The sequence below is a fragment of the Okeania sp. SIO2F5 genome (assembly GCF_010692685.1).
GTDB lineage: Bacteria > Cyanobacteriota > Cyanobacteriia > Cyanobacteriales > Microcoleaceae > Okeania > Okeania hirsuta.
Genome location: NZ_JAAHGU010000124.1, coordinates 4,599 through 20,561 on the forward strand (window position 1 = coordinate 4,599; position 15,963 = coordinate 20,561).

The 15,963-nt window shown below is 37.5% G+C and carries 9 protein-coding genes; 4 read left to right on the top strand and 5 right to left on the bottom strand.

From position 1 onward, the window contains the following. Positions 1-3,096: SdrD B-like domain-containing protein (locus F6K27_RS26060; protein WP_287279150.1), on the bottom strand; the 3,096-nt coding region annotated here is incomplete at its 3' end. Positions 3,097-4,175: 1,079 nt separating this feature from the next. Next, positions 4,176-6,896 carry a chloride channel protein gene (locus F6K27_RS26065; protein ID WP_287279151.1) on the bottom strand — a complete coding sequence of 907 codons (2,721 nt, stop codon included), beginning with the start codon at positions 6,894-6,896 and terminating at the stop codon, positions 4,176-4,178. On the opposite strand from F6K27_RS26065, the gene F6K27_RS26070 reads away from it, so the two are divergent. After that, a complete protein-coding gene (locus F6K27_RS26070) occupies positions 6,888-7,019 on the top strand; it encodes a hypothetical protein (RefSeq protein WP_287279152.1) in 132 nt (43 codons plus the stop codon). The two genes, F6K27_RS26065 and F6K27_RS26070, sit on opposite strands and share 9 nt — an antisense overlap. Positions 7,020-8,293: 1,274 nt before the next feature. Here F6K27_RS26070 and F6K27_RS26075 read toward each other — a convergent pair. The 3 genes from F6K27_RS26075 to F6K27_RS26085 form a co-directional block, all read right to left on the bottom strand. After that, positions 8,294-10,606 (bottom strand): CHASE2 domain-containing protein, encoded by a 2,313-nt coding sequence (locus tag F6K27_RS26075; protein ID WP_287279153.1) that lies wholly within the window; start codon positions 10,604-10,606, stop codon positions 8,294-8,296. A 751-nt stretch (positions 10,607-11,357) separates the two neighbouring features. Next, the gene (locus tag F6K27_RS26080; RefSeq protein WP_287279154.1) at positions 11,358-11,645 is read right to left on the bottom strand and encodes a hypothetical protein; all 288 of its coding nucleotides are present in this window, start codon (positions 11,643-11,645) and stop codon (positions 11,358-11,360) included. After that, entirely contained in the window at positions 11,596-12,891 is a 1,296-nt protein-coding gene (locus tag F6K27_RS26085; protein ID WP_287279155.1) for an AAA-like domain-containing protein, read from the bottom strand. Before F6K27_RS26085 ends, F6K27_RS26080 begins: the two co-directional genes overlap by 50 nt. A gap of 1,048 nt (positions 12,892-13,939) precedes the next feature. Here F6K27_RS26085 and F6K27_RS26090 point away from each other — a divergent pair. The 3 genes from F6K27_RS26090 (at position 13,940) to F6K27_RS26100 (ending at position 15,524) form a co-directional block, all read left to right on the top strand. Continuing rightward, positions 13,940-14,485: a lysozyme gene (locus tag F6K27_RS26090; protein WP_287284660.1), complete on the top strand. Its 546-nt coding sequence runs from the start codon at positions 13,940-13,942 to the stop codon at positions 14,483-14,485. A gap of 310 nt (positions 14,486-14,795) precedes the next feature. Beyond that, positions 14,796-14,930 carry a hypothetical protein gene (locus F6K27_RS26095; RefSeq protein ID WP_287284663.1) on the top strand — a complete coding sequence of 45 codons (135 nt, stop codon included), beginning with the start codon at positions 14,796-14,798 and terminating at the stop codon, positions 14,928-14,930. A gap of 48 nt (positions 14,931-14,978) precedes the next feature. Continuing rightward, positions 14,979-15,524, top strand: coding sequence for a lysozyme (locus F6K27_RS26100; protein ID WP_287284660.1), 546 nt, complete (start codon positions 14,979-14,981; stop codon positions 15,522-15,524). Positions 15,525-15,963 lie beyond the last annotated feature (439 nt).

The following is a 15,963-nucleotide window of genomic DNA, read 5'->3' on the forward strand; positions in this document are numbered from 1 at the left end:
AGGAGTGGTGACGGTGGATGTATCCTCAGCGCTCGCTGGATTATCCTGGGCATCGGAAACATTTACTGTCAGAGTGTTAATTTCTGTCAGATTTTCTACATCATCAATTGTGCCTTCAAATGTGAAGGTGGCTGTTGCTCCAGGAGCTAGGGTTGTATTCAGTAAGGCATCGACTGAGGAAGAATTATCTATACCGTCTTGATGCATGTCATCCGTGATGGAGTCGATGGTGACTTCTACATCTGAGGTATTGGTAATTGTTCCCTGGAAGGTAACTGTGTCTCCTGGTGTGGTTTCTTCGTTGTCGGTGAATTGGCCGTCATTGTTGGCATCATTCAGTTTTTCCACTGTGATAGTGGGGAGAATGTCAGGAGTGGTGACGGTGGATGTATCCTCAGCGCTCGCTGGATTATCCTGGGCATCGGAAACATTTACTGTCAGAGTGTTAATTTCTGTCAGATTTTCTACATCATCAATTGTGCCTTCAAATGTGAAGGTGGCTGTTGCTCCAGGAGCTAGGGTTGTATTCAGTAAGGCATCGACTGAGGAAGAATTATCTATACCGTCTTGATGCATGTCATCCGTGATGGAGTCGATGGTGACTTCTACATCTGAGGTATTGGTAATTGTTCCCTGGAAGGTAACTGTGTCTCCTGGTGTGGTTTCTTCGTTGTCGGTGAATTGGCCGTCATTGTTGGCATCATTCAGTTTTTCCACTGTGATAGTGGGGAGAATGTCTACTAAGCCAGCATCAATACTGTCGTTATTCTCTCCAGCAGCTAGGGTAACGATAGGAGTTACACCTGTGATGGAATCGGCATCAGAGTCGATTTCATCATTATTGCCTGCATTTGGAGTGGTAAAGGAATCGAAGCCTGAAGGTAGACTGAAGGTGACCTGATACTCTTCACCAGGGTTAAGGTTTGTGAATTCGTAGAAGCCCGTGTTATTGGTGGTGGTTGTGACGGTGGTGTCATCGCCACCAGTACCAATTACGCCATTGGGACCACCACCTGTCAGGGTAACGGTTACATTCTCAACACCAGGTTCTCCATTATCTTGAATACCATCGCCATCCAGGTCTTCAAATACGAAGTCACCCAGGCTGGCGGGTTCTTCTTGAACAGTAACTAGATAATCTTCTACCTCGCCATCGCTAGCTGCCCCTGTTGCATCAAGACCACTGTCTGTACTCAAGCGGAAACGAGCACCTACCGGTGTATCAGTAGCTGCACCATTGGGTACGGAGAAGTTCAAGTTGGCAGTACCGTTAGTCGTACCATCACTGACTGTTGTGGTAGCTGTTTCACCTGTATCATCAAAATCACCATCGTTGTTCCAGTCAATGAAACCATAGAGAGTTGCATCACTACCCGTATTGTTGGTGACATCAACCTCGAACGTTGCATTCTCACCAGCTGTCAATGTGGGGATGGTTACACCATCTTCATCATTACCATCACCATCAGCATTGGCACTAGGTTGACCGTCTGTCTCATCATCAATTAATGCACCAATTTGGATATTTGGGTTAATGACATGGCTAGGACCACCATTGGCCAAAAGTGTCTGATAGTTGCCTGTACCAGTGCTTGAATTTGTGTCCTGTAGATCACCAAAGTCGAGGATATCTGGCTCTTCCACACCTGGAACACAATGAACCCAGCGGTTGTTCTGAAAATCGACCTTCTGGCTGATGAAATGGGCACAACCCTGACCGTTATTGATAGTAATTTGAGTCTTGAGGTCACCGCCTTCTCCAACTTCGTTCAAGTCCCATAGGCCAACGCCATTAAGAACAATGTTGTCACCACTGAAAACTGTGTCACCACTACCACTGCCCTCATAGCCAGAGTAGAAAAGTGCCCCCAGATCAGAGCCATCGTCGTTATCAACCAAAATGCTGACATTGCTCATCAACATATTGCTGCCGTTGCGCAACCTGAAAATGGGAACAACACCATCATCAGCAAGAATTGCCCAATCTAAATTTGTGAGGTTAAAGTCGTTGTCACCTAAGTTAATGTCAATGACAACAATTCCATCGTTGTTCGTGTCATTACTAGCATCGTAGGTTGTAACAAGTCCACGACCAGACGTACCTTCAATAACGCCATTCCTTGCTTCGTTATTTTGAAAAGGCGAAAGGTTAGTAATGGTTTCTTCAGCAGATAATCCTTCAATAAATGTTTTCCAATCGTTAAGTTCATCTAGTAAGGATGTGAAGTCATTTCCGCCTGTTGCACCGCTACCTAGGCCAAGTGAATCTGATTGGGATTGGGTAGTTTCTCCAATATCAGCATGAAAGCTATTTGAAGTTCCCTGTGCTGGATTATTTCTAACTCCTTGAATACCAACATCAGCAAAAACTAAGGAGTTGGAAAAGTCGAAGCGCCCATTGTTCGATGTCAGGGCAACTTCACCAGAGTAGTCAATGCCCTGTCCTGGACTAACTACTTCAAGATTACCATCATCTGAAACGGAAACTGTATTTGGGTTTGTACTGGTATTCCAACGAGTACCGCTACTGCTGCGATCCTTAAATACATCCAGGAGATTAGGAAATCCTCCATCGGTTACAGAGAAATCTGGGTCACTGCTATCAGAGAGAACATCCCGATTTGCACCAATCTCAGAATTGGACATCTGGAATGCCCGGCCGACATCGGCATCATCTCCCATCGCAACAACGAGATATTTACCGATTTCTGTGAGTGACGGGGCGCTAGGAGGAAAAGAATCTGTGAAAGTCGTCGTCGCAACCTCACCATTACTTCCCGTCGCAGTCAAATTTAACGTTGCATTCAACGCATCTGGTGGACCCAAGCCAGTACCATTATTATCTGTCGGTACTTCCCAGGTTGTCACTACCTGACCATTCTCTGTACCATCCAGGTCACCTTCGCCTCCATCAGTGACTTCAATAGGATCATATGCATCCACATCCCCATCATCTCCAGGATCAGCAGGGTCATCTTCAATCTCAAACTTAATCGTTGAACCTAGTTCAAATCCAGTCGCGCTAATAGTCACCGTTTCACCCGGTGCGTAATCCTCTTTATCCGTCTCTACTTGAGGAAATTCCTGTTGATCCATAATCGTAAATTACCTTGAGTTAATATTTCATCTTTGTGAAGCACCCCCTATTGAAATTACTTTCTCAGCAAAATCAATAGTTCACAGTATAGACATAAATAAAAGCTGATATCAACCTGTATATTCACAAAAGCAACAATCTTCATCAAATCTTTATCAAAAACACCCTTGAGTATAAAGATTTGATAAAGTTGTATAGATATTGGGCAAATATTATAGCGCTATAGGCAAGTCATAAGTTAGAATTAATCTGTAACTAAGTTTTTCCCTGCGGAATTATTCAGGAAGCAAAATTAAAAAATCTCCAGGCCCTAAATCCGTAGTGCTAAATTGTTACGCATTTAAATCATATAGCAATGTGCGCTGGCATATTTACAAATTGCAGGAGGTGTCCAATAACTAAAATCTTATAGAACCCCCGATCGTATCTTTGGACGCGGTATGTGCTTTTGGCTTCCGTCCTCAGCCTGAGGAAGTTGTGGAAATTCAGGAACGAGAATGGGGAAAAAGCGGATGATATAAAATCCGGTTATACAGTAATCGCAAAATTACTTTATCTTAATACAGATTTTCTATTAAACATCTCCAATAATCAAAAATCAAATTAATTATTATCCATAAATTATCAATTATTTCCCCTACTCTGTACGGACGTTGCATGCAACGTCCCTACTTCCTGCTCCCTCTTTTCGAGGAGATGTCTATTGAATACGAATTTAAAAATTCATGCTATTCAAATCCTTTCTTTCTCCTGACTCGGTCGTTCCCCTCCACCGGAGGGGGAGGGGCGAGGGGTGGGTTGACTCCTGACTCCTCAGCTATATAGCAATGAGCGCTGGTATATTTACAAATTGTAGTAGGGGCAAAAGAGCTAGAAGTATTATATTATCGGCAATTTATTCCCCCTGTTCCCTGTTCCCTGTTGCCTGTTCCCTGCGCACAGCGCTATACGATAACTAATCATCCGGATTTGATATGAGACCCCGCGTCGCCCAATAGCAAACCTGGTAGCTTCCCTTGCAGGTAGAAAAATACTCTCATCTCCCCATCTCCCCATCTCCCCATCTCCCGATCAGATATCATTCACTATAAGCAGTCCGCACCAGAATTACAGTACAATCACAACCACGAGCGATCGCCTCTGGAATATTGCCATTAATTGCTTGTTTCAAAAATCCTTCCTTACTAGCACCAATAACTACAACGTCACAGTTATGAGCATCAGCCAAATCAACTACAGCAATTGAAACAGAAGTAGCACAGACTACAGTAGCCATAACTTCTGTATCCAAGCGATTTTGAAGAATCTTTGCTGCTTGTTTCATTTCCTCAATATTAGGCTTAACAACAGACTTAGTTAAAACCTGACATAAGAGAATTTCTGGCTTCACACTCAAAGAAACCAAGGCAGGCAAAAGCTTTACTGCTGCTGCTTGTGTAGGAATATCTCGAATGGGTACTAACCACCGTCGCCATCCTAAAAAAGAATACATATTATCAGAAACAAGATTATCCCGGTCTGCTTCAAATCTTTCATTAGTCTTAGTAATACCTTTGAATATTTCTTCCTCTTTTAACTTTCTAGCTCCCCATTTCACTACTATTACTTCACAAATAGCTTGTCGCATCAGAGTATCCACAATACTGCCAAAAACACGACCAGAAGCAGAATAGTCACCCTTCCAACCCATCAGTATTAGAGATATATGTCTTTCCTTAATAGTTTCCAAAATAGTATCAGCAACATCGTGACCAACCCGAATTTGAGTGTGCATAGGAATTTTCAAATCCTTAGCTATGCGCTCTGCCATTGCTAATAAACGACGACTCTTAGTTGTATCTACGACAGTCTCATCTGGGGAACTTTGACGAGGCACAATTAGAACTTGTAAACATTCTAATTCATAGTTGCGTTGCCGGGCGATGACAGCGGCGAGTTTTAGTAATGCGGGGGCGGTACTAGGATTACTTAATGGTACTAATAATCGACCATTCCCTATTTGAGGTGATCGCGTTTGATAAACTATATAAGAAGGTTTTTGACTATGAGTTCCCAGATTTGTCTTACCTATTTGTTCAGATTCTATTCGGATAATATCAGTATCAGTGATAATTCCTACCAAATGACGACCTTCCATCACAGGTAAACGACTAAGTTTGTATTGATGTAAAAGATACAAAACTTCGCTGAGATTATCTGTAGTTTTAACTGTCATGGGATGAGGTGTCATAAAATCTTTTAATAGGGTGTCTCCAGAAAGTTCGCGTTTGCGAGTGTAAGCTAAATCTGTCTGAGTGACAATACCTACGAGCAAGCCACTATCATCAAGCGCTGGAAAACCTCGATGATGGGAATTAGAAAACTTCTGCTTTACCTCATCCAAAGTTAAATTAAAATCAAGAGTTTCTACAGGAGTGTGCATGACTTCATCCGCACGAATATTGCTCAAATAATCATTTGCTGACTTCTCCTTCTTAAGTTGTAGACCTTTGAAATCTAAAACCCGGTCGGACAAAGACTTCTTATCTATCTTTTCTGCCATCAATAAAGCGACAATAGAAACAATCATTAGTGGCAACACTAAGCGAAAATCTTGTGTCTTCTCAAAAATAATTACTACTGCTGTCATGGGTGATCTTGAGACAGCACAAAAGAATGCCCCCATTCCTGCTAGAGCAAAAATTGTTGGTTGTTCGATGCCGACTACATTACTTTGGCAAATTCCAACTATCTGACCCAGGGCAGATCCAATAACTAAGGATGGAGCAAAAAATCCGCCCGGGGCAGCAGAACTGGCGGCAAATATTGTTAAGAGAAAGTGTTCGGCAAAAGCAATGAAACTCCATTTTAAGTTGGCTTCGTTACTGCCTAGCAATTCTCTTAAACCAGTATGGTTACGAAATGATTCTGGTAAAGATGCGATAATTAAACCACTAATTAATCCTGTGATAGCTATTCGCCAAGGTAATGTTAATTTTAGTTGGCGCTGAAATATGGAAGTCGCAATAATTCCTCGACTAAATACTGTCCCTAATAAACCTGCTAACATTCCCAAAATTATGTAAAAAGGAATTTCTTTGAGGTGTAAAAATCCTGTAATTGAGGTATCTAAGTAACTGCTCTTATCTAAGTATAAACTTTCTCCCCCTAGCATTTGGGAAACAACTGCACCGACGAAAGAAGCAATAATTGCTGGCCCCAAGGTGATACCAGAAACATCGTGCATTAGGTCTTCTACTACAAATAAAACTCCGGCGATGGGAGCGTTGAAACCAGCAGCTAACCCAGCAGCAGCACCACAAGCAATTAACTGACGACGGTAACTTGGAGAAGTGGGAACTAAACGACTGATCCAAGCTGCTAAGGATGCACCTATTTGCACTGTTGGGCCTTGTCGCCCTAATGTTAATCCAGAACCTACTGTCAGGATGGTAGTGAACATTTTGACCATGGCGATCGGGAAGTTTAAGGGAATGCGCATACCTGAGAGGGCAGCTTTGACTTGGGGTACTCCACTTCCTCCTGCTTCTGGTGCTAAACGTTCTACTAATAAACCTGCCACAAGTCCTCCAACCGCGCCAAAAATTGGTAATAATAGCCAAGGTGGATATTTGAGGGATGCAGCTATACGCAAACTACCTAGCCATCCTGCACCTTCTTTTAGTATGACTGCTGCTAATCCTGATACGATTCCGATTAAGCAAGCTTCAAAGACTGCTACACGTTTTGGTCTTAGCAGTGGATATATAAAGTTTTTGAGATGGATTTGAACTTCTTGTCGGATATACTGATGCCACATAACGGAGTTTATGGTGTTGTTTTGGCAGTATGGAATAGAGTTTTGGTTTATTCTAGTTCTTACTGGTTTTTTTTATCTTTTTCGGGCGTTGGTGATTTGAGGTATGATATCATGCCTGGATAATTAGTGAACAAAAAACTTTCTCCTTCTACTCCTGTTTATTCTTCTTTCTTTCCTCCTGACTCGGTCCAACTGACTTCCCTTCCTGGGAGGGGGAGGGGCGAGGGGTGGGTTGACTCCTAAGTAATTAAGATTAATATCATACACGCGCTTTACCAACACCTCTTTTTCGTTATGGGTTATATCAAATCCGGTTAAACAGCCATAGAATGGTTAAGTTAGGAGGAGTCAACCCACCCCTAACCCCTCCGGTGGAGGGGAAGTCAGGAGACAGGAGTCAGGAGGAGAAAGAATTACAAAGATGAGGGTAGTTATGACGATTGAAGATTTTTTTTATGTCCAATTAAACGGATTTGATATTAATATCAAATCCGGTAGCAGGGGAATGTGGGGAGCATAGAGAAAAACTACAACTATAAGGGTTGAATTAACTGTTTGGGAGTTCGATTTTCCCATATCTCCCACTAACCCATACTTCCTAAACTCACTCCCCCAATACGTTTCATATTTAATGAAACAACCCTGGTTAATGGGAGTGTGAATGTTTAATGGGATGAGAATCTCTATCAACCAAATAGACATCTGTTCAACAATTAATAATTAATAATTAATTATTAATTATTAGTTCTCCTTGAAAAGAAGAGGATTGAATAATCATGAAAATTTTTCTTCTCTTGGTCGATTGGATATGGCGAGGAGACCCGAAGAGTGACAGAGCCGCTCCGCTGTTAGCGTTTGCGGTAGCATTCCGGAACGGAAAGCTTTGCGGTAGCAAACGCCATCCCACCCTACGGGAAGCTGCGCTAACGACCGCTTATTATCCCCTTAAAAGGGGAGGCGCATACCCACAATTTTTCGGTAAAAATCAAAAATAAAATCAATTATCACACATAAATTATCAATTCTTTCTCCCTACTGCCTACTGCCTATGCGTGGAGGAGATGTCTAATTATTTTGATGTATGTGTTGACTGGGATGAGAATCTCTATCAATCCAATTATTTAGTTACGACATAGACTAATGACAAATCTTAGACTAGAAACTGATAACTGATAACTAAAATTACCTGTTGGCTAAAATTTTAAATATCGACTATATCATAACTTGAGTATATCTTTAGGTTCCGATTGGTATAACTCGCTAATATTAATATCATGTCCGTATAATTAGTAATCAAAAAAAGTTTCTCTTTACTTCTTCTTTCTTCCCTCCTGACTCCTGAGGACTGACTCCTTAGTCGTTTATTTATAACTGTTCAACCGGACATGATATAACTACTAAATATTAACCAAGAAAACAGCAACACCACTAATCATAAACGCCAAAATAGACGGCACTAAAGGCAGCACAAAACCTTGAGTAAAACAAAACAAACTAACTGAATATAAAATAATAATATTTCCTGCTATAAATAAGAAAAACAATAAAACTCGACGAAAACAATAACTTATCACACTACCCAAAACAGAATAACAAAAAATCCATAACAAATCTACCCACCAACTCCAAAACGTAATTAAAGGTCTACCATCCAAAACTGCCCTAATAATTTGACTAACTTGATGTGCGTGTAAAACAACTCCAGATATTTGCTTCTGAGAAACAGTTTCAACATAACTATAAGGAGTATAAAATTGATCGCTAGCATAAGGGTCTGTACTACCAATAAGCACAATTTTATCCCTAACTAAAAAACCATCAAATTCCCCAGACAAAATATCTGAAATACTAATATAATTAGCCACCATATCGGCATTTCTATAATTAAGTAAAACTTGAAACCCACCAGCATCAACTTTTTGATAAATACCTTGTCTTTCCACAAGCTTCTTAAAAATAACATCACCAACTTTAAAATTTCCTGCGGTAATATCTTCTTCTTTAAATCCTTTACTTTCCAAATAATTAAAAGCAACCCTAGCACTTAATGAATACTCTGTTTGACAAGGGTCTTCTGCCTGTTTTCCCATAAACATTAAATGGCGACGGAAAACATCAACTTGACCATTATCGACAACAACATCAGTAAAACCTAAACGTTTTTCTGGTACTCCTTCAGGAGGTTTAGTACCAGGTTTATTGTCGTGATATTCGCTAGTACTACAAACAGCAACTATTTTCTGATTATTACTCAAAATTTTTAATAACTTTTGATAACCAGATTCAGAAGGTAAAGGTTTTTCTCTCCAAAAGTCTAAACCGATAATTGTAGGTTGATGACTTTCTAACTTGGCTATTACCTCAGCCAAAACTTCATCAGTTAAGTCACTACCAATACCATATTTATTAATATCTTTTGCCGTAGCTTCAACAATTAAAATATTAGGGTCTGGCTGTTCTGGAGGTCGCCATCGCATTAAGCGGTCGTACTCATTTAACTCTAAATTTTGTAGCCAACCTAAACTTCTAAAACCAATAACTCCCACCCATGCCAAACTAGCAAAAACTACACTCATTCCTAATTTTTTAGGTTTTGGTTGAGGTTGCTCTAGATTACTTTCTAAATAAGCTAATTTTTCTGCCACCCAATCTAGATTAAAAATTGTCCGATAAATTTTATTAAAAATAACTAATTTATCCTGTTTTTTAATAACTACACCAGACAACCGCAAAGCCATTTGAATTCGACTATTATTAGCTTTAATTTCTCCTTGCAAGAGAATTTTTTTATATAATTTCAGTAATTGAGGAGCAAGTTGACCATGATTAACTAAATAATCGTGCATATATTTTAAATGAGTGGGATTATCTTTCTCTTCCCAATAAGTCAAAATATGTTCCTCTACCAACTGATCAACATCTGGTTCATAATCCTCTGCATAATCAACAATAATTTGACAAATTTTTTGAGTTAAAAAAGGTTGACCTCCGCTCCAATCAAAAACTTTTTGCAAAACAATTTCCGGTGCTTCTACTATTCCATCTAATCCCTGAGTTAATATTTTTCCATCTGCAAAAGTTAACTCTGTTAATTCAATTGGATGACCAATATTAAAAGGAGTATGTTTTCCATCTCTAATTAAATCCTCCGGAGTCGCCACTCCAAAAAAACAAAAAATTAGGCGATGATAATCAGATTTTTCATCCTCAGCGCGACGATTATAACAAGAGCGAATAAAAGCTAAAATTTCATTTTTAAAAGGGCAATTTACCAGTACATCAATTTCATCAAGAAAAATATATATTTTTTGAGGATTAGGAAAATTAACAAATAAAATTTCTTCAATAAACTGAGCAAAACGTTGAAGATTAGTCAAATTTTGATGACTGATTATCCACTGTTGATAATTGATACTATTGTCTAACTCACATCCATAAAATATTTCTCTGAAAAAACCCTCATACCAAGATTGTTTTTCTATGGAAAAATCACATAATCTAGTCATGTCAATAGGGATACATTGACAACCTTGAGAGCGTAATTCTTTCATCACTCTTACCCTCAAACTAGACTTACCCATTTGACGAGCATTAAATACATAACAATATTCTCCTGCTTGGAGTTTTTGAGATAATTCTCCATCTTGTTTTCTGACTACATAAGTGGGATTATTTGCTGATAAACTCCCTCCACTTGATTGATAATTCATGATTTTTTTTAAATTTTAGTTGGTGTTTTTCAGTTTGAGAAGGAGTCAGGAGACAGGAGTCAGGAGACAGGAGGAAAAAGGAGTAGGAAGTCTGTTTCAGAAGGAGTCAGGAGACAGGAGGAAGAGGTATTAGGTGTTATACCAAGCGCGATCAATGTTTGCTACATTTTCCCATTGCGGGAAACCTACCCCTAACCCCTCCCAGGAGGGGAATTATACCAATTTGAAAATGTTTGTTACAAATATTTGGACTGCTTATAGTAGTCAATAGTCAATAGTCAGTAGTCAGTAGAAGCTGCTATTATCATCATTTTTTACCATTAAATTATCAATTGTAATACCTTGTACATTTAGATGAAAGATTTTAGTTGACGCTTATTATTCGTAAAATTATTTTTTAAAACTGGTATTAAACATAAGAATAATTAACAATAACTAGGGTGCTAATTATCAAAAAAGTTATTCAGTCTGTGTTAATTACTTAATAATTGAAGTACCACTTAACTATAGCATTTTTTTTAAAATTGGTATGAGAGATTACCTGGGTTTTTCAATTACGTTGATATATGAATCTAATAGTTTACTTACTTCTTTGAGATACAATATAACTTTTGAAATATCTCTAGATTCAAGGTCATTTGCTAGAATTAGGTAATACCGATTTTCTTCTTTTCTTCTAATGAACCTTGTGCAATATTCAAAAATCTGTTTTTGGGAAATTGCTGCTAAAACCATAGACTTCTAAAACAAGTTAATGTGCTTTTTGCCAAACTATTAAATCTCGAAAGTTTTTAGCAGGTTCTCTTTTCATTCTGACTATTAACTCCTTCTTCAAACTACGTTCCAAAAAGCATAATTCTAACTCCTGTCTCCTGACTCCTGTCTCCTGACTCCTGTCTCCTGACTCCTTCTTCCATCTCCTGTCTCCTGACTCCTGTCTCCTGACTCCTTTTTCCATCTCCTGTCTCCTGTCTCCTGTCTCCTTCTTCTCAACGTTCGTGAAAATATTGTCGATATAAATTACAGCGAGGTTGAGCATAATCACCTTTAATTGTAATTAATCCCATAGCTTCTAATTGATGTACCTCACGATTTTTATTAGGTAAACGTACTGGAGAATTAGCTTTTAAAATTTCCTGAAAAACTACTTTTATTTTTGACTTTTCTGCCATAGTTTCTAAATGTCTACTTAAATGTTCTTGATAAATTCCAGTTTCAGTAGGGGCATATTTTAATAGTTCTTCAATTGTCAATTCATCCTGAAACATTTTGTATAACGCTAATCTGATCAGATAAGGATGTCCTCCCACCATAGACATTAAAGGAGTTACTATTTCTGGGTCAAGTTGATGTAAATATGTTAATTGAGTTACCTGCTCTGATGTAAATTCTTTTAATTCTATGGGTAAACCTACATTAAAAGGAGATTGATAAATATCTAATTTGCCATGATATTCTGTGGAATAAGCAATTACCATTCTGAGATTTCCCCAAATTTCAAAATTATTACTTTCTTCATACCAACTTCTTAACATGGTAAAAAAGTTTTTAGATATTTCTGGGTAGTTGAAAATTTCATCGACTTCATCTAATAGTAATACTAGTTTTTTTTCTAAATGAAATAACAAGGCTTTCAATTCTTGAGTACAAGATATTTTTGCATTATCATCATCCCAGGAATTTCCCTCTGGCGCATCAGTAAATCGACTTTTTATATTTTTATTAAATGCTTTGATGAAACTATTAATATTGCTGATATTTTGGGGTTCAATCAGAGTGTCAAATCTCAAATAAACAGGAATATAATTATTTTGATTAGCTTGGGCTTGTATCCGTTGAAGTAGAGAAGTTTTACCCATTTTTTTCGGTGCTTTTATTCTGACTAAAGAACCTGGTTTTTCTATTTCTCCGTAACATTCAGACTCCACAGAACAACGTCTAATTCGATAACGTTGTATATAAAAAGGAGAATCTAATTTTTCTGGTCTACCAGGAATGACAACTTGACTGATATGAAAACCATAATAATTCCGTAACTCATCACTAACTAAATCAGGTTTATATTGGCTAAATATTTTCACTAAATATTCTTCCCGCTCCAGACTAGATTCTGAATAGTTGAATTTAGCAGCGATCGCTTTTAATTTTCGACCTACATTAGATTGGTCACAATTCATTATCTGAGCAATTTGTTGATATTTTTGATTGGATAAACGCAAGTGCAGTATTTGTTTTTCACTTTCTGGCAAATGAGAGTATATGTGGTCAAATATTTCTTTATTCATGATTTTTATTCAAGCTTCACTATCTCTGGTTATTGATATAACGATAACTTAATATTATGTCCGGTTGAATAGTTATAAATAACTACGGAGGAGTGGGAAGAAGAAGGAAGAGTAGAATAAAGTTTTTTGATCACTAATTATCGGGACATGATATGACGAATTCTTACAGTATCAAGAGATGAAAAGCGATAATATTCAAATTACAAGTAATCCTAAATATGTTCTGAAAAAAAATATGAGAATTAGTAAATAGGCAACAAATATCAGAATTTCATAGTTTTTATTTGTTCTTATAGCATTTCTCGGACTCATGAGGTACACCTAATACCAATTCAAAAAAAAATGTTACGAATAGTAAGAAGAACAAAAAGACAAATGCAGGATATGCCATTTGACAAAAAGGATGATTTATCACCTAAAAAATGGTATTTAAGCCATTGATTTTGACTCCTAACTCCTGACTCCTAACTTCCCCTCCCCTCCTGGGAGGGGTTAGGGGTGGGTTGGGAGGGGCACGCGGGTGGGTTGACTCCTAAGAAATATCCTAGCTATTTGTAGGAAAAATTTATCAATTTGGTATAATACACCTTATATTTAACTCCTGTCTCCTGACTCCTGTCTCCTGACTCCTGTCTCCTGACTCCTAAAGCTAAAAAATTTTGTACCTCACAAGTATGGGAAGTGCTATATATTTTTTACAAATTATTTAGGATTGCTATATAGTAGCTAATATATTTTCATGTCTTTTAAGTAGAAATGTGCTGATATTTAATCTTTAGATATTTCTGGATCAAATACTACAATGTGAATTAATTTACACAAAAAATTATGTTCCTGCCCTGAACGTGCAAAAAAATACACATTGACAATTGTGGAATGGTTTTTGAGGCTTGTTTAAAATTCAACGTGCAATTTAATGCAATTTTTTGTTAGACCAAATCTACCTGGATGAGGATTATTTGTAATGGAACAAGGTTGAGACACAAACTATTCTAATTAACCTATTCCAACAACTAATCTACTTTTACTATTTTACAGGAGTCAAATAATGCAAGCTCTACTAACAAGATCACAAAACTGCCTAAATCTAATCAAAAAATGGGAAGGATTATCTCTTGATGCTTATCTCAACTCAGTAGAAATATGGAGTATTGGTTATGGAACTACCGAATATCCTGATGGTAAAAAGGTGAAACAAGGAGATGAAATTAGCATAGAGCAAGCCAGAAAATTCCTTCAAGATAAAGTCGATCGGGTTACTGATGAAGTTAATCAATTAATTAGAGTTTCTCTTACACAAAACCAGTTTGATGCTTTAATATCTTTCTGTTATAACGTAGGAATTGGTACATTCAAATATAGCACTTTGGTAGAAAAACTCAATCAAGGAGATTATCAAGGTGCTGCTAATGAGCTTCCCAAATGGAACAAGGTTATGGTTAATGGGGTAAAAACAATACTGCCTAGTTTAGTTGATCGTCGGGATGATGAAAAAAATCTTTTTTTAAGCAATAATTTCATCAGCAATAATGAATTATCATATCTAGCTGGATTAGGATTATTTGACCCGATGGCAGTATTATTAAAACCCTGACATTGAGTCAATGCACAAATCAAAAATTGTATTAGTAGGATCAACTCTTTTAATACAACAAAGTCGATATAAACTATTCTGATTAACCTGCTTCAGCAACTAATCTACCCTCACTATTTTTTTCGGACGTTTGATCTCAATAATTTCCGCTCAATCACTTCTGATAATTTGTCCAGTTCCAATGATTTTTGGGCAAGTTGCATAACCCAAAAATCACGATAGATAAGTATAGGTAGAACACAAAAGGTCAGGATAAATTTACCTGAGATTAGCAACTAATCTACCCTGACTATTTTTAAGGATTCCAATCATGAATAATACCAGATTTCCTGACTCAAAACTGCTTGATTTTGTTAAGTATTATGATAGTAACAACCCCAACCATCGTAATGCTTTCTTGAAAATCGCTTCCTCTTTGCCCGATGACTTTTACAATAACAATTAACCTATTCCAACAACTAATCTACTTTTACTATTTTACAGGAGTCAAATAATGCAAGCTCTACTAACAAGATCACAAAACTGCCTAAATCTAATCAAAAAATGGGAAGGATTATCTCTTGATGCTTATCTCAACTCAGTAGAAATATGGAGTATTGGTTATGGAACTACCGAATATCCTGATGGTAAAAAGGTGAAACAAGGAGATGAAATTAGCATAGAGCAAGCCAGAAAATTCCTTCAAGATAAAGTCGATCGGGTTACTGATGAAGTTAATCAATTAATTAGAGTTTCTCTTACACAAAACCAGTTTGATGCTTTAATATCTTTCTGTTATAACGTAGGAATTGGTACATTCAAATATAGCACTTTGGTAGAAAAACTCAATCAAGGAGATTATCAAGGTGCTGCTAATGAGCTTCCCAAATGGAACAAGGTTATGGTTAATGGGGTAAAAACAATACTGCCTAGTTTAGTTGATCGTCGGGATGATGAAAAAAATCTTTTTTTAAGCAATAATTTCATCAGCAATAATGAATTATCATATCTAGCTGGATTAGGATTATTTGACCCGATGGCAGTATTATTAAAACCCTGACATTGAGTCAATGCACAAATCAAAAATTGTATTAGTAGGATCAACTCTTTTAATACAACAAAGTCGATATAAACTATTCTGATTAACCTGCTTCAGCAACTAATCTACCCTCACTATTTTTTTCGGACGTTTGATCTCAATAATTTCCGCTCAATCACTTCTGATAATTTGTCCAGTTCCAATGATTTTTGGGCAAGTTGCATAACCCAAAAATCACGATAGATAAGTATAGGTAGAACACAAAAGGTCAGGATAAATTTACCTGAGATTAGCAACTAATCTACCCTGACTATTTTTAAGGATTCCAATCATGAATAATACCAGATTTCCTGACTCAAAACTGCTTGATTTTGTTAAGTATTATGATAGTAACAACCCCAACCATCGTAATGCTTTCTTGAAAATCGCTTCCTCTTTGCCCGATGACTTTTACAATAAC

Excerpts from the sequence above, each read along its gene's own strand:
- F6K27_RS26070 (WP_287279152.1), top strand. The coding sequence starts at position 6,888 with ATGCCACATAACGGAGTTTATGGTGTTGTTTTGGCAGTATGGAATAGA.
- F6K27_RS26065 (WP_287279151.1), bottom strand. The coding sequence starts at position 6,896 with ATGTGGCATCAGTATATCCGACAAGAAGTTCAAATCCATCTCAAAAAC.
- F6K27_RS26075 (WP_287279153.1), bottom strand. The coding sequence starts at position 10,606 with ATGAATTATCAATCAAGTGGAGGGAGTTTATCAGCAAATAATCCCACT.
- F6K27_RS26080 (WP_287279154.1), bottom strand. The coding sequence starts at position 11,645 with ATGCTCAACCTCGCTGTAATTTATATCGACAATATTTTCACGAACGTT.
- F6K27_RS26085 (WP_287279155.1), bottom strand. The coding sequence starts at position 12,891 with ATGAATAAAGAAATATTTGACCACATATACTCTCATTTGCCAGAAAGT.
- F6K27_RS26090 (WP_287284660.1), top strand. The coding sequence starts at position 13,940 with ATGCAAGCTCTACTAACAAGATCACAAAACTGCCTAAATCTAATCAAA.
- F6K27_RS26095 (WP_287284663.1), top strand. The coding sequence starts at position 14,796 with ATGAATAATACCAGATTTCCTGACTCAAAACTGCTTGATTTTGTTAAG.
- F6K27_RS26100 (WP_287284660.1), top strand. The coding sequence starts at position 14,979 with ATGCAAGCTCTACTAACAAGATCACAAAACTGCCTAAATCTAATCAAA.